The organism is Cyclobacterium xiamenense, from assembly GCF_900109255.1.
In the GTDB taxonomy this organism is placed as follows: Bacteria; Bacteroidota; Bacteroidia; order Cytophagales; family Cyclobacteriaceae; genus Cyclobacterium; species Cyclobacterium xiamenense.
The window spans coordinates 471676-491704 of the sequence record NZ_FNZH01000003.1 but is presented as its reverse complement, the minus strand read 5'-3'; the positions used below and the strand labels follow the sequence as shown (position 1 = coordinate 491704).

General features: G+C 51.2%; 15 protein-coding genes. 9 read left to right on the top strand and 6 right to left on the bottom strand.

Annotation, left to right across the window (positions count from 1 at the left end; all coding sequences use genetic code 11):
• Positions 1-78: 78 nt before the first annotated feature.
• Together lon and hslU are read left to right on the top strand one after the other, a co-directional pair.
• Positions 79-2565, top strand: a complete 2487-nt coding sequence (gene lon / locus BMW71_RS11675) for an endopeptidase La (protein WP_092173924.1) — start codon at positions 79-81, stop codon at positions 2563-2565.
• A 12-nt stretch (positions 2566-2577) separates the two neighbouring features.
• On the top strand, positions 2578-3963 hold the full coding sequence (gene hslU / locus BMW71_RS11670) for an ATP-dependent protease ATPase subunit HslU (protein WP_092173921.1): 1386 nt from the start codon (positions 2578-2580) through the stop codon (positions 3961-3963).
• 47 nt (positions 3964-4010) lie between these two features.
• On the opposite strand, the gene BMW71_RS11665 is transcribed toward hslU, so the two are convergent.
• Positions 4011-6137: a xanthine dehydrogenase family protein molybdopterin-binding subunit gene (locus BMW71_RS11665; RefSeq protein ID WP_092173919.1), complete on the bottom strand. Its 2127-nt coding sequence runs from the start codon at positions 6135-6137 to the stop codon at positions 4011-4013.
• Complete coding sequence (locus BMW71_RS11660; RefSeq protein WP_092173916.1) at positions 6134-6595, bottom strand: (2Fe-2S)-binding protein; 462 nt, start codon at positions 6593-6595, stop codon at positions 6134-6136. The genes BMW71_RS11665 and BMW71_RS11660 overlap by 4 nt, the downstream gene beginning before the upstream one ends.
• A gap of 298 nt (positions 6596-6893) precedes the next feature.
• Here BMW71_RS11660 and BMW71_RS11650 point away from each other — a divergent pair, with 298 nt between their 5' ends.
• The 7 genes from BMW71_RS11650 to BMW71_RS11620 all read left to right on the top strand — a co-directional run bounded on the left by BMW71_RS11650 (position 6894) and on the right by BMW71_RS11620 (position 16574).
• Complete coding sequence (locus BMW71_RS11650) at positions 6894-7889, top strand: beta-ketoacyl-ACP synthase III (RefSeq protein WP_092173911.1); 996 nt, start codon at positions 6894-6896, stop codon at positions 7887-7889.
• 25 nt (positions 7890-7914) lie between these two features.
• Positions 7915-8478 (top strand): elongation factor P, encoded by a 564-nt coding sequence (efp, locus tag BMW71_RS11645; RefSeq protein WP_092173909.1) that lies wholly within the window; start codon positions 7915-7917, stop codon positions 8476-8478.
• A gap of 111 nt (positions 8479-8589) precedes the next feature.
• Positions 8590-9057 carry an acetyl-CoA carboxylase biotin carboxyl carrier protein gene (gene accB, locus BMW71_RS11640; protein ID WP_092173906.1) on the top strand — a complete coding sequence of 156 codons (468 nt, stop codon included), beginning with the start codon at positions 8590-8592 and terminating at the stop codon, positions 9055-9057.
• Positions 9058-9087: 30 nt separating this feature from the next.
• Positions 9088-10449 carry an acetyl-CoA carboxylase biotin carboxylase subunit gene (gene accC / locus BMW71_RS11635; protein WP_092173904.1) on the top strand — a complete coding sequence of 454 codons (1362 nt, stop codon included), beginning with the start codon at positions 9088-9090 and terminating at the stop codon, positions 10447-10449.
• Between the two features lie 186 nt (positions 10450-10635).
• Positions 10636-12948, top strand: coding sequence for a PSD1 and planctomycete cytochrome C domain-containing protein (locus BMW71_RS11630; protein WP_092173901.1), 2313 nt, complete (start codon positions 10636-10638; stop codon positions 12946-12948).
• 1 nt (position 12949) lies between these two features.
• Positions 12950-14407, top strand: coding sequence for a DUF1501 domain-containing protein (locus BMW71_RS11625; protein ID WP_092173898.1), 1458 nt, complete (start codon positions 12950-12952; stop codon positions 14405-14407).
• The gene (locus BMW71_RS11620) at positions 14391-16574 is read left to right on the top strand and encodes a c-type cytochrome domain-containing protein (protein ID WP_244891158.1); all 2184 of its coding nucleotides are present in this window, start codon (positions 14391-14393) and stop codon (positions 16572-16574) included. Before BMW71_RS11625 ends, BMW71_RS11620 begins: the two co-directional genes overlap by 17 nt.
• A 75-nt stretch (positions 16575-16649) precedes the next feature.
• Here the strand turns inward: BMW71_RS11620 and prfB are convergent.
• The 4 genes from prfB to BMW71_RS11600 form a co-directional block, all read right to left on the bottom strand.
• A protein-coding gene (prfB, locus tag BMW71_RS11615; RefSeq protein WP_177179624.1) for a peptide chain release factor 2 occupies positions 16650-17757 on the bottom strand; the annotation gives its coding sequence in 2 pieces (ribosomal slippage) (positions 16650-17705 and positions 17707-17757; 1107 coding nt in all).
• Positions 17758-17838: 81 nt separating this feature from the next.
• Positions 17839-18363 (bottom strand): hypothetical protein, encoded by a 525-nt coding sequence (locus BMW71_RS11610; protein WP_092173889.1) that lies wholly within the window; start codon positions 18361-18363, stop codon positions 17839-17841.
• A 24-nt stretch (positions 18364-18387) separates the two neighbouring features.
• Positions 18388-19455 (bottom strand): branched-chain amino acid aminotransferase, encoded by a 1068-nt coding sequence (locus BMW71_RS11605; RefSeq protein WP_092173886.1) that lies wholly within the window; start codon positions 19453-19455, stop codon positions 18388-18390.
• 6 nt (positions 19456-19461) lie between these two features.
• A complete protein-coding gene (locus BMW71_RS11600; RefSeq protein ID WP_092173884.1) occupies positions 19462-20010 on the bottom strand; it encodes a cob(I)yrinic acid a,c-diamide adenosyltransferase in 549 nt (182 codons plus the stop codon).
• Positions 20011-20029 lie beyond the last annotated feature (19 nt).

Below are 20029 nucleotides of genomic sequence, written 5' to 3'. Positions count from 1 at the left end.
TATTCGTATCTCCGGAAGAAGGGAGTTTTTTTGTATATTAAAAAAATAACGTGACAGACTGTCTGTCATTATGTCTGTATGAACAATAACGACAATCAACTATATCATTCATTAATATTGGGCGATTATTCTGGCGAAGGGGATCTGATACAACTGATTACTGACGACGAGGACGAAGGCACATTAACGGAGGAAGATCTTTCCAAAGAAATTTCGATTTTATCCGTACGAAACACCGTACTGTTCCCAGGCGTGGTCATCCCAATCACGGTAGGCCGACAACGCTCCATCAAACTCGTAAAAAAAGCCCAAAAAGGCGATAAGCTGATTGGGGTGTGCGCCCAGAAAAACCCCAACATGGAGGATCCTTCCTGGGAGGACATTTACCATGTCGGTACATTGGCGAAGATTATAAAAATGATTGTATTGCCCGATGGCAATACGACCATCATCATTCAAGGAAAAAAACGGTTTGAAATCGAGAGTGAACTCTCGGAAGACCCCTATTTTCAGGCAAATGTGCGGTATCTGGAAGAAACCTTTCCGCAAAACAGCGAAAAAATCGAAGCGCTGGAACAATCCCTGAAAGAAGCGGCCTTCAAAATTTTGCAACTAAACCCGGAAATTCCCCGTGAGGCGCAGGTAGCCTTGGACAACATCGACAGCACGCCTTTTCTAACGCATTTTCTTTCATCCAACATCAACGCTCCGGTAGAATCCAAACAACGCCTGCTGGAGATCAACGATGGCATCGATCGGGCCACGCTCTTGCTGGAATTCATGATGAAGGACATCCAAATGTTGGAGCTCAAAAGTGAGATTCAGAAAAAAGTCCATACAGATATCGATCAGCAGCAGCGGGACTATTTTCTCCGGCAGCAAATGAAAGTCCTGCAAACCGAACTGGGCGAAGAAGGACCGGAAAAAGAGGTAGAAGAGCTGCGCGCGAAGGGTAAAAAGAAAAAGTGGCCCAAAGAAGTGGCCGTACAATTTGAAAAAGAGCTGGATAAAATCCTGCGGATGAATCCGGCCGCGGCAGAATACCCCATTTCGCTCAACTATGCCGAGGTATTGGTAGAGCTCCCATGGAACGAGTTTACGTCGGATAACTTTGATCTGAAACGGGCCAAAAGAATCCTGGACCGGGATCATTCGGGCCTGGACAAGGTGAAAGAACGAATCATCGAATACCTGGCCGTATTAAAACTAAAAAACGACCTCAAAGGCCCCATTCTTTGCCTTTACGGCCCTCCCGGTGTGGGGAAGACTTCCCTGGGCAAGTCGATTGCCAAAGCATTGGGGAGAAAGTACGTGCGGATGTCCCTGGGGGGATTGCATGATGAGGCAGAAATCCGCGGGCACCGCAAGACCTATGTAGGAGCCATGCCTGGAAAAATCATTCAAAACATGAAAAAGGGCAAATCATCCAACCCGGTTTTCGTTTTGGATGAAATCGACAAATTGAGTTCCGATTTCCGAGGCGATCCATCCTCGGCCTTTTTGGAGGTATTGGACCCGGAGCAGAACAATGCCTTTGTGGATAATTTCCTGGATGTGGAATACGATCTGTCCAAAGTGCTATTTATAGCAACGGCCAACACGCTGGAAACCTTGCAGCCTGCGCTCCGAGACCGGATGGAGATCATCGAAGTGACCGGCTACACCCTGGAAGAAAAAGTAGAAATTGCCAAAAAACACCTGGTCCCCAAACAACGAAAGGAGCATGGGCTAAAAGCCAGGGACATTTCCTTTTCGAACGCGGCCCTCGTCAAAATTATCGAAGACTATACCCGTGAATCCGGCGTTCGAACACTGGAACGACAAATAGGAAAGTTGGTGCGCAACATCGCCAAATCCATTGCAATGGAAGAACCGTACCAGAAAAAGATCACCCCACAGATGGTTCGGAAAATCCTGGGAGGAGAGATCTTTGATAAAGAAATTTATCAGGACAATTCACTTGCCGGTGTGGTTACAGGTCTGGCCTGGACCTCCGTAGGCGGAGAAATTCTGTTTATAGAAGCGAGTATAAGCCGGGGAAAAGGCAAATTGACGCTTTCCGGCCAATTGGGAGATATAATGAAAGAGTCGGCCATGACGGCCATCTCCTACCTTAAATCCCAGGCCGACACGCTGAACATCGATCACCGGGTATTTGATCAGTACGATTTGCACATCCACGTACCTGCCGGTGCCGTGCCAAAAGATGGTCCCTCGGCTGGTATCACCATGCTGACCGCCATTGCGTCGGTCTACACCCAGCGCAAGGTGAAATCCAAGTTAGCGATGACGGGCGAAATAACGCTACGGGGAAAAGTAATGCCTGTAGGCGGGATTAAGGAAAAGATCCTGGCGGCAAAACGCGCCGGCATCAAAGACGTTTTGCTTTGCAAACGAAACCAGCGGGACATCGAAGAAATCGATGAAAGTTACCTGAAAGGGGTCACCTTCCATTTTGTCGATCACGTAAGCGAGGTGTTGGATATCGCACTTCTTCCCGAAACAGTGGATCATCCGGTCAAGTTTACCTTTGACACCGATGCCAACAAAGCCGGATCCAACTAAAAAACAAACGACATGAACCATTTGACACCGAAGCAGATTGTTGCGGAACTGGATAAATACATCATTGGACAGACAGATGCAAAAAGAAACGTTGCCATTGCGCTGAGAAACAGGATCCGACGACTCATGGTCAAGTCTGACCTGCAAAAAGACATCGTTCCAAACAACATCCTTATGATTGGTTCCACCGGGGTAGGCAAAACCGAGATTGCGCGCAGACTGGCAAAAATTGCCAATGCCCCTTTTACAAAAGTGGAAGCCTCGAAATTTACGGAAGTGGGGTATGTGGGCCGTGATGTTGAATCCATGGTTCGGGATCTGGTCGAGCATGCCATCAATTTGGTAAAAGAATCAAAAAACGAAGAAGTAAAGGAAAAAGCAGCCCTGATTGTCGAAGACATGCTGCTGGACATACTGATTCCGCCCGTCAAGGGGACGGGATTTACGGGCACGGTAACCAAAGAAAATTTCAACCCTGATCAGGCTTCAGAGCAGGAATTAAACGAACGGACCCGCGAACGATTTCGTGAGAAATTGAAAAACGGCGAATTGGAAACCCGAAAAATCGAAATCAATGTCAAGCAGTCTGCCCCTTCGGGAATCGGAATGATCGGCAACGGCATGATGGATGAAGCCAGCATGGCGGGCCTGCAGGACATGCTCAGCAACATGATGCCCAAACGGACCAAAAAACGAAAAGTGAGCATCGGAGAAGCGCGAAAAATCCTGATGGAAGAAGAGGCTTCCAAATTGATCGATTTCGATGAGGTGAAGGAGCAGGCCATCCGGCTGGCGGAAAATAATGGTATCATTTTCATCGACGAGATTGACAAAATAGCCTCCGGATCCCGAAAGTCCGGTGGTGGACCCGACGTCAGCCGGGAGGGTGTCCAACGAGATTTGTTGCCCATCGTGGAGGGCAGTGCTGTGAATACCAAATACGGACTGGTGCACACCGATCACGTACTGTTTATCGCTGCCGGTGCCTTTCACGTGAGTAAGCCTTCAGATCTCATTCCTGAATTGCAAGGAAGGTTTCCGATTCGGGTGGAGCTATCCAGCCTGACACAGGATGATTTCTACCGCATCTTAAAAGAGCCCAAAAATGCGCTGACCAAACAATACCAGGCCTTGTTTGAAGCAGAACAGGTCTACTTGGAATACACCGACGAGGCCATTCAAGAAATTGCAGCTCTCGCGTTTAGCATCAACGAAGAAGTGGAGAACATTGGGGCGCGCAGGCTTCATACCGTCATGAGCCACCTGTTAAACGATTTTCTTTTCGACGTACCCGATAGTATCGGACCGAATAGCAAGATCATGATTACCAAAGAGATGGTGCAGGAAAGACTCAGTTCACTGGTAAAAAACCGGGATTTGTCCCAATACATTCTCTAAACAAAGAGACGATACCGTTCCAAGATCGATTAATACCCCTGGGACATTCAGGCGTTCGGCACCCGTCCGGAAGGCACCATGGGAAGCCGGTAGAGTTTTACACCCACAGCATCGTCAATGGCATTCCGAATGGCTGGAGCGATGCAGACAATAGGCGCCTCTCCGGCACCAGATGATGGAAGGTCTTTTCGGTTAACCAGCAGTACTTTTGTTTGGGGAATATCCTTGAAACGGGGCACCCGGTACGAAGACAGAAACGCATTGGATACATTTCCGTCGTCAAATTCCACGGCTTCGAAAAGCGCTCCACCCAGGCCTTGCAAAACGCATCCGGTGACCTGGCTTTCCAGGTGTCGCGGATTGAGAATTGCCCCACACTCGAAGGCCGTTACGGCAGAAATAACCCGCAGTTCCCGTGTATTTGGATCTACCGCCACCTCGGCAAAGGTAGCAACAAACCCGCCTTTTACCGCACCGCATGCCATACCAAACCCGTGGTTAGATGCCGGTTTTTCCCGGTTCCAGTCAAAGGCCTGTCCGGCTGTTTTGATGACGGATTTTAGGCGTTCGTCTTGCAGGTTTTTCAGTCGAAATTCCATGGGGTCGGCCCGAACCATTTGGGCAAGGTCGTTGATGGTGGATTCCATGGCGAAAATATTGGCCGTAGAAGCCAAGGCCCGGTAAGATCCTTGCCGCAAGGGCGAATCGGAGCGGTGGTATTGCTCGTATTTCGTGGCACCAAGGTACGGGGAGTTGATGCCTGCTCCTCCCGAATTGTAATTGTGAAACTCCCAAGAGGAAAGGCGGCTGCCGTCCACCGCTGCCCTCACCTGTATCAATCCCGCCGGCCGGAAATACGCCCACTTAAATTCTTCTTCCCTGGTCCAGGTAACCTTTACTGGTTTGCCTACCGCCTTGGCGAGCATAGCGGCTTCTATTCCCGCTTCACCGGTATGCTTTCCTCCGTACCCAGAGCCCGTATCGGGCATGTAAACCCGGATTTTTTCCTTGGGAATGGAAAAAGCCCGTTCCAACTCTTCCTGTACGCCAAAGGGTCGCTGCGTACCGGTCCACACTTCCAGAGAACCGTCCTTCCACCGAGCCAGGCCCGCCCTGGGCTCCAGGGGTACATGTGCGATATAGTCTATTTTAAATTCTTGTTCCAGCTTCAGGGAGGCGAATTCGTAGGCAGCTGTGATTTCGGAGGGTACCGCATTTCCTGGTTCTCCCGTGCGCTTCAAATGGTCAAATAACGCGGCGCCTGCTACCTGAGGGGAACGTTCCCATTCGGCTTCTATCGTCGCAAGGGCCATGGCCGCAGTTCGGGAATTTTTGGCAACGACGCCGATAAAATCTCCTTGCTGCACTACCCGAACCCCAGGTATAGTGGCAGCGGCATCGACATTGGCACGAATCAGCTTTGCTCCATAAGCCGGGGGGCGGAGCACTTTTCCGTAAAGCATATCCGGTACCACCATGTCCGAAACATAGCGATGCTTGCCGCGAACAAAATCCACTCCATTTATTTTTTTTACAGGGGTGCCCGCCACGGTCCATTTTGTGGGATCGATGGTCCGTACGTTTTCATTCATTGGAAGTAGCAGCTGTTTGGCGTTTGCCAGGCTACCGTAGCCCAATTGTTTTCCATTTGTGGGGTGCTTTACGGAACCTTTTTCCAGCTTTAGTTCGACTTCACCCAGTTTCCACTCCTTCCGCGCCTCCTGAAGCAGGATCTCCCGCAAACTTGCGGCGGCCTTTCGGAGAATTGGCGCCATCTGTGGGGTGGTCAGGCTGCCGTAGGTTCCCCGGTCGTAAGGGGTTCGGGCGGTATCTCCCATAATCAGGCTAATTGTGGAGATCGGTACGAAAAGCTCTTCTGCCACCACTTGTGTCAGGGAGGTACGAATATTTTGCCCAACTTCCACCTTACCGGTAAAAACCGTGATGGCACCGGTTGCCGATACGTGAATCCAGGAAGATAGCGTATCGGGGGCTGCCGGCATACCGGTTTCCGAAAGCCGGGAGAGGCTTTCTGACGCCAAGTAGTCGGTCCACACAAAGTAAGTGGCGATGCCGGCCCCCATGTATTTGAAAAAATTTCTTCGGCTAAGCCCGCGGCCAGGCAATGACTTTCTACGGTAGTGGTTGATTGATGTATTGCAGGTATCTTTCATGCCTTGGTGGTGTTTTGGGTTAGTTTCTTTAATGCATTCAGGATGGCCGGATAGGTGCAGCACCGGCAGATATTTCCGTTCATGCCGTCCAATAGCTCCTGCTCGTCCAGAGATTTTTTGCTTTCCACGAGTGCCACGGCCGTCATGATCATCCCCGGAGCACAATAGCCACATTGAAATACGTCTTCCTCCAAAAAAGCCTCCTGCACCGGATGCAACCGTCCATCCGCATCCAGTCCCTCAATGGTCCGTATGCGTTTGCCCTGAACGCTGGTTACGGGGGTGATGCATGCCGGAGTAGGGGTTCCATTCACCAGCACCTTACAAGCTCCACACGCAGCTTCTCCGCAACCGTATTTGGTCCCCGTAAGATCCAATTGTTCCCGGAGTACTTCCAGCAGGCTGGGGTTGCCTTGCACGTCCACGGTGTATTCAGTAGCATTGACGTTGATTTTCATGATATTCTTTGGGTTTCAGGGTAAGTGACTTAATTTAGTCAAATAAAGGGAAAAATACAACGAAATGCCTTTTGGCGGGTAAATCCGGTGCGCCCGTTTTCATTTATTTTCCACATATCCATAAAATCTTTGGTGGACAAGCACATTTTAAATAATTTTGGGATTCTTAATTTAAAACTGTGAAGGCCAACCCTTAAAAAACAGTAAAAAAAACCGGAATTTGCCGAAATAAACTGTTGGAACAAAACAAACGAACGACAGTCCTGCCCGATTCCTTTTTGATACAAGAACACATTAAATGAAAAAAAGAGCTGTAATTACGGGCGTCCATGGCTGGGTGCCGGAGTACGTACTGGATAACAAAGAATTGGAAACCATGGTCGATACCAACGATGAGTGGATCACCAGCAGGACCGGAATCAAAGAACGAAGGATACTTAAAGGTGAAAATCAGGGCACTTCTGTGATTGGTACGGAGGCGGTAAAAGGGCTGCTCGCGAAAACCAATACCAATCCGGAGGACATTGATTTGATTATTTGTGCGACAGTGACGCCAGACATGCTATTCCCCGCCACTGCCAATATCGTGGCCCATAATGTGGGGGCAACGAAGAGTTATAGTTTTGACATCTCGGCAGCATGCTCGGGATTTTTGTATGCATTGACTATCGCCAGCCAGTTTATCGAAACCGGTGCTCATAAAAAAGTAATCGTGATTGGCGCGGATAAGATGTCGTCCATCGTCAATTACGAGGACCGTACCACCTGCATCATCTTCGGCGACGGGGGGGGTGCGGTGCTTTTGGAACCTACCGAAGAGCCGCTGGGGGTGATGGATTCCTTGTTGCATACCGACGGATCCGGTGCGGATTTTCTTCACATGCGGGCTGGCGGAAGCCGAAAACCCGCCACCCTGGAAACGGTAAAAAACAGGGAGCATTACGTATTTCAGGAAGGGTCCACTGTCTTTAAGTTTGCTGTCACGAAAATGGCGGATGTGAGTGCCCAAATCATGGCAAGAAACCACCTGGAAGGTGCAGATATTGCCTGGTTGGTTCCGCACCAGGCCAACAAGCGAATCATCGATGCCACGGCAAACCGCATGGGTATCGGTCCGGAAAAAGTAATGTTGAATATCGAAAAATACGGCAATACTACGGCTGGCACCCTTCCATTGTGCCTTTGGGATTACGAATCACGCCTGAAAAAAGGCGATAACCTGATTCTTGCGGCATTCGGCGGGGGATTTACCTGGGGAGCGGTTTATTTGAAATGGGGATACGATCCAAACTAATACGTAAACAAATTAACATTCAGATATGGCAAGTACCGCTGACTTTAAAAATGGGCTTTGCTTGGTGTTTAACCACGACATCATGTCAATTGTAGAATTCCAACACGTAAAGCCCGGCAAAGGCCCTGCCTTTGTACGAACCAAACTAAAAAGCCTTACTTCGGGAAAAGTACTGGATAAAACCTTTAATGCGGGAGAAAAGGTGACTACCGCCCGGGTTGAAAAACGGTCGCACCAGTACATCTACAACGACGATTTTGGCTATCACTTCATGGATACCGAAACGTTTGAGCAAATTCCCATCGAGAAAAAGTTGATCGAACGGCCCGAATTGCTAAAAGAAGGGCAGGTGGTGGACATTCTGATACATGCCGAAACGGACAAGCCATTGGGGGTAGAACTGCCTCCATTTGTTGAATTAATGGTGACCTACACCGAACCAGGCATCAAAGGGGATACGGCTACAAACACCTTAAAACCAGCCACCTTGGAAACGGGTGCAGTGGTAATGGTCCCGCTTTTCGTGGAACAAGACATCCTGATCAAGGTTGATACCCGTGACGGTTCGTACTCGGAAAGGGTCAAATAAAGCAGGTAGTTCCGCAGAAATTCATTAACTTACATAGATTTAGTACCTTAAAAAAATAGACAATCGCCTCCCGGGAAATCCGGTAACAGGACGATATTAAAATAAACGATTATGAAGGCAAAAGAAATCCAAGAATTAATTGACTTTATTTCAAATTCCGGGTTGGCCGAGGTAAAAATAGAGACGGATGAATTCAAGCTTTCTATTAAGAAAAACTCGGAAGTGGCTGTGGCGAGACCAGCCGACGTTTCCAATCCCCAAGCAGTAGCCGTGCCACAGCCGGCAGCCAGCCATTCGCCGGAAAACAACGTTAACCACGCGCCGGCTGCCGCTTCTTTCCTGGAAGTCAAATCGCCCATGATTGGTACCTTTTACCGCTCGCCCAACCCCGACTCCGATTATTTTGTCAATGTGGGCGATGTCATTCAAAAAGGACAAACCGTCTGCATCATCGAGGCCATGAAGCTTTTTAACGAAGTGGAATCCGAGGTGTCCGGTAAAATCGTTAAAATCCTCGTTGACGACGCGTCTCCGGTGGAATACGATCAACCGCTTTTTCTGGTTGAGCCTCAGAATTGATTTTTTTTCCAACCAAATTCACAGAAAAACGTGTTCAATAAAATATTAATAGCCAACAGGGGAGAAATAGCGCTGCGAATCATCCGCACCTGTAAGGAAATGGGGGTGAAAACGGTGGCCGTGTATTCGACTGCAGACAAGGATAGTCTACACGTACGGTTTGCGGATGAGGCCGTTTGCATCGGTTCTCCTCCCAGTAAAGATTCCTACCTCAATATCCCCCGAATAATCGCCGCCGCAGAAATCACTAACGCGGATGCCATCCACCCGGGTTATGGGTTCCTCTCGGAAAACGCGGAATTTTCCCGCATCTGCGAGGAATACAACATCAAATTTATTGGAGCCAGCCCCGAAATGATCAACCAAATGGGCGATAAGGCAACAGCCAAGGCCACCATGGCGGCGGCCGGTGTGCCTACAATTCCTGGCTCGGAAGGCTTGTTGGATTCCGTGGAACAGGGGCTGTCCCTGGCTGAGGAAATTGGCTATCCGGTCATTCTAAAAGCCACCGCCGGTGGGGGTGGCCGTGGCATGCGTATAGTCAACGAACCCGCCGGTTTCAAAAAGGCATGGGACGATGCCCGACAGGAATCGGCCGCTGCATTTGGCAATGCTGGCCTTTACCTGGAAAAATTTGTGGAAGAGCCCCGGCATATCGAAATCCAAATCATTGGAGATGCAACCGGAAAAGCCTGCCACCTATCGGAAAGGGACTGCTCCATCCAACGACGCCACCAAAAACTGGTGGAAGAAACCCCTTCCCCATTTATTACCGATGACCTTCGGGAACAAATGGGAAAAGCAGCCATCAAAGGAGCGGAAGCCATTTCCTACGAGGGAGCCGGCACCATTGAATTTCTGGTGGATAAAAACCGCAATTTCTACTTTATGGAGATGAATACCCGAATCCAGGTAGAACACCCCATCACAGAAGAGGTAACGGACTTTGACCTGATCAAGGAACAAATCAAAGTAGCGGCAGGCGAGCATATCAGTGGGAAAAATTATTTCCCGAAACTCTACGCCATGGAATGCCGGATAAACGCCGAAGACCCTTCCAACGGCTTCCGGCCCAGTCCCGGTAAAATTGTCAATCTACACCTGCCCGGTGGCAAAGGGGTGCGCATCGACAGCCACGTATATGCAGGATACGTCATTCCCCCAAATTACGATTCCATGATCGCAAAATTGATCGTTAGCGCCCAATCCAGGGAAGAAGTAATCGTGCGCATGAAGCGGGCATTGGAAGAGTTTGTGATCGATGGGATAAAAACCACCATTCCTTTTCACCTGGCCTTACTCGAGGATCCACAGTTCGTTGCAGGGAATTTCACAACGAAGTTTTTGGATACCTTCGATTTTTCGACCATCAAAAGTACCAAAGAGCATTAGTCAGGTGTGAATACCTAACTTCCGTATATACAACGTTTCAAAGGAAGGCTTCGGCCTTCCTTTTTTTGTCTTCCCCCCAGAGATGACCCCTTTCCACCCATCCCGTACTTTCGCGGCAATTTTAACTATTGCTTGTAATTTCACGTATTAATTGTGAAATTGTTGGTTGTTAATTAATTATAACCAATGCTTAAGTACCCAACGTATTTCCTTTTTGCCCTTGCCCTGCTGGGCGCTTGCTCCGAAAAGCCTGCTGACGGAGAATTCATGGCCTCAGGAGATCAGATCAGCTACAATTTCCATGTTCGTCCAATACTTTCGGACAATTGTTTTGCCTGCCACGGACCGGATGAGAACAAGCGCGAATCGGGTCTTCGGCTGGACATGGCCGAGAGTGCCTATGCGGCGCTGAAAGAAAACCCGGGCGCCCACGCCATTGTGCCTGGCAAGCCTGCCGAATCCGAAGTCATCAAGCGTCTGGTATCCACCGACGCAGCCGAAATGATGCCACCACCGGAATCCAACCTCAAACTGAGTGAAGCCGAAAAGGAGATCATCCGTAAGTGGATCGATCAGGGTGCCGCCTACGAACCGCATTGGTCCTTTGTGCCGCCCGTAAAAGCGGCCCTTCCGGAACTATCCGATCCTTCCTGGCCCCAAAACGAACTCGATTATTTTGTGGGCAGCCGATTGGAGCAGCGCGGCCTGACGCCCAATCAACCTGCGAATAAAATGCACTTGCTCAAGCGCCTGAGCATCGACCTGACCGGGTTGCCTCCAAGCCTGGAGCTGATGCAAGCCTACCAGGCCGACGAGTCCCCGGAGGCTACCGAAAAAATCATCGACCGCCTCTTGGATAGCCCTGCCTTTGGCGAGCGCATGGCCGTGCTCTGGATGGATATCTCCCGGTATTCGGATAGCTACGGCTACCAGGACGACAACGTCCGCACCCAATGGCCCTACCGGGACTGGGTCATCCACGCCTTCAACAACAACATGCCCTACGACCGGTTCATCACCTGGCAACTTGCAGGAGACCTGCTGCCCGATGCGAGCAAAGAGCAAATCCTGGCCACCGCCTTTAACCGCAACCACAAGTACACGGAAGAGGGCGGCGTGATCCCCGAAGAATACCGGGTGGAATACAACGTAGACAAAACCAATACCTTCACCAAAGCCATCCTGGGCCTGACCGTGGAGTGCGCGCAGTGCCACGACCACAAATACGACCCCATCTCCCAGGAAAACTACTTTCAGCTATACGCCTTTTTTAACAACACCCCCGAAAAAGGGTACGAAGGAGACGTAAGCATTTCCAAGCCTGCCAAAAATCCGATCATGTGGATCGAAAAAGAGGACCTGCAGGGCGTACTTGATTTTGTCAACCACAAAGACACCAGCAATATCATGGTTTCGGTCATGGCCGACTTCAAGGACAGCCTGAGGCGCACCTACATTCTGGATCGGGGGCTCTACGACCAGCCCACCCGGGAGGTGCAGCCCTCCACCCCAGAAGCCATCTTTTCCTTTGACCAGAACACCTACAAACCGAACAGACTGGGTCTGGCCGAATGGACCTTTGCCGAGGACAATCCCCTCACCGCACGGGTCTTTGTCAACCTGATCTGGCAAGAGCTTTTCGGGGCAGGGATCGTGCGCTCGGCCGGAGACTTCGGCATGCAGGGAGACCTACCCACCCATCCCCAATTGCTGGACTGGCTGGCGGTCGATTTTCAGCAGAGCGGCTGGGACATCAAGCAGCTGATCAAAACGATTGTCAGCTCGGCCACCTACCAGCAGTCGGCCGAAGTAGACAAAAAGAAACAGGAAAAAGATCCGGATAATTTCTATCTGGCCCGTGCTCCCCGTATCCGCATGAACGCCGAGCACATCCGGGACATGGTCCTGTTTAGCAGCGGGCTGATGGTACAGGAACTGGGCGGTCCCAGCGTGAAGCCTTACCAGCCGGAAGGGCTCTGGGAAGCCTCCACCTCTGGCCGGGGAGAATTGGCCGAATACCGGCAGGATGCCGGTAATTCCCTGTACCGCCGGGGACTGTACACCTTTATTAAATTAACCTCACCTCCGCCCAAACCCATCATCTTCGATGGAAGTAACCGGGACGTATGCGAAGTGACGCGAAACCGCACCAATACCCCCCTGCAGGCGCTGGCCATGCTCAACGATCCCCTGGTACTGGAAGCCTCCCGGGTGCTGGCAGCCGGACTACTCGATCAGGGAAAATCCGAGGACGCTGCAATTGAGGAAGCATTTGCACGCATCCTTTGCCGTCCTCCCAGTGCGGAGGAACGCGGGTTGCTGACCGAGTACTACCGGGAAGAGTTGAAACGGTTTCAACAGAGCCCCGAGAAAATACTGCAAGCCGTCAGACCGGGGGAATCTCCGCTTGGTCCCATGGGAGATACCGCCGAGGCAGCCGCCCTCATGCAAGTAATAGTGGCCATTTACAACGTAGAAGAAGCGATTACCAAAACCTGATATGGAAAAAGAACAATTAGAAAACGGATTGAACGAAAACAGGAGAAAGTTCCTGTCCAAGATAAGCCTGGGACTGGGAAGTGTCGCATTGGGCTCGCTTCTGATCCCTGATTTGTTTGATGGAAAATCCCAGCTGGACACCGATAAGCTGATGGCCAGCCTGCCCCACTTCGCCCCCAAAGCCAAACGGGTGATCTATTTGTTTCAAAACGGAGCCCCCAGTCAGCTGGAATCCTTTGATTACAAGCCCACCCTCAACAAGCGACTTGGAGAGGAACTCCCCGACTCCATCCGTCAAGGGCAACGCCTGACCGGGATGACGGCCGGTCAGTCCTCCTTTCCCCTGGTCGGCTCCTACCACGGATTCAAGCAATACGGGCAATCCGGGGCCTGGGTAAGCGACTTGTTTCCCTACACAGCCAAAATTGTGGACGATCTGTGCATCGTCAAATCCATGCACACAGAAGCCATCAATCACGATCCCGCATTGACCTTTTTTCAGACGGGTGCACAGGTAGGCAACCGACCCAGCATGGGCGCCTGGCTGAGCTACGGACTGGGCAGTGAAAACAACAACCTGCCAAGTTTCTGCGTGCTGCTGTCCCGGGGAAAAGGCAACGGACAGGGCGTCTATTCCAAACTCTGGACCAATGGCTTTCTGGACTCGGTACATCAGGGTGTGCAGTTTTCCAGCGGAGACGACCCGGTACTCTACCTAAACGATCCCGAAGGCATGAACAAGACCGACCGCAGGCGCATGCTCGACAAGATCTCCGCACTCAACCAGATGAACTACCAGTCCTTTGGCGATCCGGAGATCAGTGCCAAAATACAGCAATACGAAATGGCTTACCGCATGCAGACCGCCGTACCGGAGGTAACCGACGTGTCCAAAGAGCCCGACAGCATTGTCAAACTCTACGGTCCCGAGTGCCTGGTACCCGGTACCTATGCAGCCAACTGCCTGTTGGCACGGAAGCTCTCCGAAAACGGCGTACGCTTTGTCCAGCTGTACCATCAGGGATGGGATCAGCACGGCAACCTGCCCAACGAAATGGCCGGACAGGCCCTGGATACCGATCAGGCATCCGCTGCCCTGATCACCGACCTCAAGCAGCGGGGACTACTCGACGAGACCCTGGTGATCTGGGGAGGAGAGTTTGGCAGGACCAATTATTGCCAGGGCAGGTTCTCGGCCGACAACTACGGCAGGGACCATCACCCCCGGGCCTTTTCCATCTGGATGGCCGGAGGCGGCGTGAAGCCAGGGATCAGCTACGGAGAAACCGACGAGTTCGGCTACAACATTGTCAAAAACCCCGTACACGTGCATGATTTTCATGCCACCATGCTTCACCTGCTGGGCGTAGATCATGAAAAACTGACCTTCAAACACCAGGGTAGAAGGTACCGGCTTACCGATGTGGCCGGAAACCTGGTCAATGACATCATCGCCTGAGTCTTCACCCTCCTTTTCGTACCTTATGTTATCCAATAAATTGAAGGCCATCCTGGGCCAGATCGTATTTGCCGTCAATGTCTTTGTGCTCTTTCTGGTCCTGGCCGAAAACCGGGTGCTCATTCCCGACTGGCTGCACGTCTTCGGACGCATGCACCCCCTGCTGCTGCACTTTCCCATCGTGTTACTCCTGATGGCCCTGTTGCTGATCGGTATCCCCGACTTGTTAAAAAACCAGGAGGACAGCCGCATGTACGGCCGGGACCTGCTGCTGCTGGGTACGCTCACGGCTGGGTTTACGGTCATCGCCGGCCTGTTGCTTTCCCACGAGAGCGGCTACGAGCAGGATGCCCTGAGCTGGCATAAGTGGACCGGCCTGCTGGTGTTCTGGACCTCCTCCCTGCTCTACAACTTCCTGCAGTACCCCAACCGGCTGCTAATCAAATCCTCCACGGCCTTTCTGGCCTTGGTAGTGGTCCTTTCCGGCCACCTGGGTGCCTCCATTACCCATGGAGAAGACTTCATCACCGGCCCCTTGAAATCCGACGAGCAACTCACCGTCAGCCTGGAGGAAGCAGAAGTATTTGCCCACGTCGTGTATCCCATCATCGAAAACAAATGCGTCAGTTGCCACAAAGCCTCCAAGCAAAAGGGGGAACTGCGCATGGATCAGGTAGAACGCCTGCTCAAAGGTGGTGAATCCGGACCTGCTATCGTGCCCCATGACCTGGAAAACAGCCTGATGGTACAGCGCATCAATCTTCCCCAGGAAGACGAAGAACACATGCCGCCCGAAGGAAAACCGCAGTTGACCGCCGAGGAAAAATCCATACTGGAAGCCTGGATCCAATCCGGCGCCCCGGTAGAAGGCAGGGTACAGGAGCTATCCGACAGCAGCAGTATCTACAGCCTGGCCGTAAACAAATTCAGCGCCCAGCCTGCAAGCTATGGTTTTGACGAAGTTTCCTCCGCTACCCTGGAAGAACTCACCAATTTTTACCGAAAGGTACAACCCCTGGGGCTGGAATCCCCGGCAGTATCGGTCAGCTATTTTGGCAGGGCCAGCTTTGATCCCCGCTCCTTGGAAGAGTTGGCTCCCATTCATGTGCAGACAGTCTCCATCAACCTGAACAACATGCCTCTGGAGGACTCAGACCTGCAATCCCTGGCGGGCTTTGTCAACCTGGAAAAACTCTACCTGAATTTTGCGTCCATCCAGGGAGAAGGCCTGCAGTACCTCAAAGGACTCGAAAAACTCCAGCTTTTATCCCTGGCAGGCAACCCCTTGCAGGAGGCTGCCCTGGCACAACTGGCGGAACTTAAAAGCCTGAAAAAACTCTACCTCTGGAATACCGGGCTTTCGGAAAGCTCCCTGGAAGAGCTCCGGGCAGCACTCCCTGGCACTCGGATTGAATCCGGCACCAGCGTCAGCGAAACGATCCTGAGGCTTAATCCACCCGTGATTACCTTTGACCGGGCATTTTTCCGCGACAAACTAAATGTCCAACTCAGCCATCCCATCGGCACCACCACCATCGGCTATACCCTGGATGGAACCGAGCCCGACAGCAGCAATCACCTGGTGTATACCGGACCCCTGGAAATCGACGCCGACAAGACGCTAAAAGCACGCGCCTTTGCCGACGGATGGATCGGAAGCAAGACCGCTGAAGCCGAATTCATCCAATCCACCATCGTTCCGGATAGCTTCCAAATGAACTACCTGCCCGAAGATCGGCACAAGGGAGATGGACAGGAAAGCCTCTTTGACCGAAAAAAAGCCATCCCCGATGGCTGGAATCTCAACTGGCTGGGTTTTCTCAACAATCCCCTGGAGGTAGAAATGGACTTTGATACACCGACCACCATCAACTCCATGGCCCTCTCCATCTGGCAAAACGGCGGTGCGCGGTTTTTCCCCCCCAGTCAGGTGCAGCTGTGGACCCGGGATAGCCCGGACCAAAACTGGAAGCTGGCAAAAACCTACCAGCCCAGCCCTCTGGCCAAAGACGACCCCTCCCTACTGCGGCAGTTTGAAATTCCCTTTTCCGCCAAAGACGTTCGCCACCTCAAGCTACTGGCCAAACCCGTCGAGCGCATGCCCGCATGGCACGGTGCCGCCGGCAGCAAAGCCTGGCTCATGGTAGACGAAATCGTGATCAACTAGCATTCGAACCGAATACGATACGGTCAATAAAAAAGGGGCGATTTACAAATCGCCCCTTTTTACTACAAACCCATTTTATAGGGTATTATCGGATGCTTCCTCCTCACTTTGAGCAAGGAGAAAGGCTTTGATAAAATCATTCAGTCCTCCATCCAGTACCGTCTGCACATCGGATGTCTCGTGGCCTGTTCGGGCATCTTTGACCAGCTTGTAGGGATGCAAAACGTAGTTTCGGATTTGCGAACCAAAGTCAATTTTCATTTTTCCTGACTCTACCTTGGCCCGTTCTTCGTTGCGCTTGTCCATTTCCAGCTGGTATAGGCGGGACTTCAGCATTTGCATCGCTTTCTCCCGGTTTGCGAGCTGGGAGCGTTCCACCTGGCATACTACCACTATTCCCGTAGGTTTATGGGTCAATTGCACCTTGGTTTCTACCTTGTTTACGTTCTGCCCACCGGCTCCTCCGGAGCGAGAGGTGTGAAATTCCACATCGGCCGGATTGATCTCTATGGTAATGGTATCGTCAACCACCGGGTAGACGTACACCGATGCAAAAGAGGTATGCCGTCTACCGCCACTGTCAAAGGGAGAAATCCGCACCAATCGGTGCACGCCGCTTTCGGATTTTAAAAAGCCATAGGCAAGTGGTCCCTCAAACTCAAGCGTAGCCGATTTGATACCCGCTACCTCGCCTTCCTGCATATCAACCTCCCGAACTTTATAGCCGTTCTTTTCACCCCACATGATGTACATGCGAAGCAAAATAGAAGCCCAGTCGTTACTTTCGGTTCCGCCTGCACCCGGATTGATTTCCAGCATGGCATTCAATTGATCCTCCTCTCCACTGAGCATCTTTTTCAATTCAAGATCCTCCACCTTCTGTAGCTGTTTCAGGTAATCCTTCTTCATTTCTTCCTCGGATACCTCCCCAGCCGTATAGAACTCCAACAAGACTTCCAGGTCCTGAACGGCCGCATCTACGGATTCATACTGATTGGTCCAGGATTTCCGGGCCTGAATCTGCTTCATCATCTTTTCCGCTTCGTCGGGCTCGTTCCAAAAATCAGGTTGGGCAGAAATTGCCTCAAATTCTTCTATTTCCTTTTTCTTCCGGTCGTAGTCAAAGGTACCTCCTCAAGGCCGAAACGCGGGCCTTCAAGTCTTTCAACTGGTCTGATGTCATAATTGCTTCTATTTTTTGGTTAAAATTACACGCAAATTTGGTCATTTACACCCAGAATACCTATTTGGGATTCGAATGAACCTACTTTTCGCCGGAGGTTTCCAGGAGAATGGTCTGTATTTTATTTCTACCTTTTAGCTTAAACCGTTTGTACCGCAAGTGCTGAAAGAGCAAACCCGCTCCCAATAAACCTCCCGCCGTGGTAAGGGTTTCGGAAGAATAGCTAAGCCGCCCCTCCGAGTACAGGCTATTGATTCCACCAGCGAGCAGCAGCATACCTCCAGCGGCCATGGAAAGAAAACTCACATTGGCCAGGGTGCGGTTTCGTTCGTCTTTGTTCCGAATATCGACGGCTTCTATCTGTTCCAAGGACAATACATTCTCCTCCAGAATAAGGATATCCTGGCCAATTTCGCGGATGTTGTCTCGAATGTAGTAGTCCAGGCCCTTCTGCAGGTAAACCAACTCATCCCCTACCTCGTACACCAGGCGAGTCTTTTCGTTGGCACCCCGCTGCAGGATCAGGTAATTTTGGCCATAGGCCACTTCCCCTGCCAGGAAACCTGACAGTATAAACGCTAGCAAAACTCGAAATCGTCCGGGCATGTGGAAGGTGATTGGACGCGCTTTTCAGAATTTCATAATCCAGCCACGCTCATCCGCTACCTTGCCGTATTTGATGTCATCGAGCGTTTTCAAAATTCGGTCGGAAAAAGCGTTGGTCGATTTTTCAGGCAATAAATAGTCTTTCCCGTGAATGTTAATGAGGTGGATAAAAGCTACCGTTGCGGCCGTACCGGTACCAAACGCTTCCTCCAGCGTACCGGAAAGCAGGGATTCTTCCAGCTCTCTGACGGGTAGAAACCGCTCTTCGACCGGAAATCCCATTTCCCTGGCCAGTATCAGCACGCTATCCCGGGTGATTCCCTTCAGGATGGTACCGGTCGTGGTGGGGGCCGTAATCAGGGTACCATTGATTACAAACATGACGTTCATGGTACCACTCTCTTCAATGTATTGATGGGTTTTACCGTCGGTCCAGAGCAATTGGTCGTACCCCTCTTTCTGGGCTTTAAGTGCAGGAAAAAGGGAGCCTGCGTAATTCCCAGCCGCCTTGGCCGAGCCGGTACCGCCTTCAATGGCCCGGGCATACTGGGTTTCCACTTTTACCGCTACCGGTTTGGCATAATACTTTCCGACTGGCGAGGTGAGAATCATGAAGGTGTATTTTCTCGACGGACGAATGCCCAGGTAATCATCCGCAGCAAAGATAAAGGGGCGTATGTACAGGGAACAGCCAGGTTGCCTGGGTACCCATTCCCGGTCTACCTCCAGCAACTTCCGCATGCCTTCCATGAAAACCTCCTCGGGAACTTCCGGAATGCACATCCGAGCCGCCGATTCGTTTAAGCGGCGTTGATTTGCGTCTCCCCGAAACACGAGCAACTCTCCGGCTTCGTTTCGGTACGCTTTCAGTCCTTCAAAAACCGACTGCCCATAGTGAAGGGTGGCATTTGCCGGATTGATCTGCATAGGGCCGTAGGGCTCTACCCGCAGATTTTGCCAGGCCCCATCCTCGTATTCGGCCACAAACATGTGATCACTGATGATTTGACCAAAAGCCAACGCATCAAAATTGGTGCTTTCCAACCGGGACTGGCTGGCTTTCGTAACTCGAATCGTTAATGTCTTATTCATAATCTTCTACTTCTCTGGCCGCCAGGTGACTTCGTTTACTGCTAATTCCTTTGCGAGTTGCCTGCCCAAAACAAAAAGGTAATCCGATAGTCGGTTTACGTACTCGGTAATCAACGGATCTACGGGCGATGAATCGGCCAATAACACGATGGACCGCTCCGCCCTTCGGCAAACAGTCCGGGCGATGTGGGCATAGGAAACCACCGGGTGCCCGCCCGGTATGATAAAGTTCTTCAACTCTGGCAAGCCGGATTCCATGGCATCGATTTCTCCTTCCAGAAACGTAACATCCTCCTTTTTTAAGGTCGGTAGCTTAAGGGTTTTGAATTCCGGATCAGTAGCAAGCAAAGCACCGATGACGAACAGTCGATCCTGTATGGCATAGAGTTTTTCGGTTCGCTTTTGGTTGACCTCCTGATCTCTCAAAAGTCCCATCTGCGCGTTTAGCTCGTCGATGGTGCCGTAAGCGTCGATACGTAGATGGGATTTATGCACCCGTGTACCGCCCAGAAGCGAGGTTTCTCCTTTATCTCCAGTTTTGGTGTATATCTTCATGTGATTTCCATGGAAATGG

Excerpts from the sequence above, each read along its gene's own strand:
- lon (WP_092173924.1), top strand. The coding sequence starts at position 79 with ATGAACAATAACGACAATCAACTATATCATTCATTAATATTGGGCGAT.
- hslU (WP_092173921.1), top strand. The coding sequence starts at position 2,578 with ATGAACCATTTGACACCGAAGCAGATTGTTGCGGAACTGGATAAATAC.
- BMW71_RS11665 (WP_092173919.1), bottom strand. The coding sequence starts at position 6,137 with ATGAAAGATACCTGCAATACATCAATCAACCACTACCGTAGAAAGTCA.
- BMW71_RS11660 (WP_092173916.1), bottom strand. The coding sequence starts at position 6,595 with ATGAAAATCAACGTCAATGCTACTGAATACACCGTGGACGTGCAAGGC.
- BMW71_RS11650 (WP_092173911.1), top strand. The coding sequence starts at position 6,894 with ATGAAAAAAAGAGCTGTAATTACGGGCGTCCATGGCTGGGTGCCGGAG.
- efp (WP_092173909.1), top strand. The coding sequence starts at position 7,915 with ATGGCAAGTACCGCTGACTTTAAAAATGGGCTTTGCTTGGTGTTTAAC.
- accB (WP_092173906.1), top strand. The coding sequence starts at position 8,590 with ATGAAGGCAAAAGAAATCCAAGAATTAATTGACTTTATTTCAAATTCC.
- BMW71_RS11630 (WP_092173901.1), top strand. The coding sequence starts at position 10,636 with ATGCTTAAGTACCCAACGTATTTCCTTTTTGCCCTTGCCCTGCTGGGC.
- BMW71_RS11625 (WP_092173898.1), top strand. The coding sequence starts at position 12,950 with ATGGAAAAAGAACAATTAGAAAACGGATTGAACGAAAACAGGAGAAAG.
- BMW71_RS11620 (WP_244891158.1), top strand. The coding sequence starts at position 14,391 with ATGACATCATCGCCTGAGTCTTCACCCTCCTTTTCGTACCTTATGTTA.
- BMW71_RS11610 (WP_092173889.1), bottom strand. The coding sequence starts at position 18,363 with ATGCCCGGACGATTTCGAGTTTTGCTAGCGTTTATACTGTCAGGTTTC.
- BMW71_RS11605 (WP_092173886.1), bottom strand. The coding sequence starts at position 19,455 with ATGAATAAGACATTAACGATTCGAGTTACGAAAGCCAGCCAGTCCCGG.
- BMW71_RS11600 (WP_092173884.1), bottom strand. The coding sequence starts at position 20,010 with ATGAAGATATACACCAAAACTGGAGATAAAGGAGAAACCTCGCTTCTG.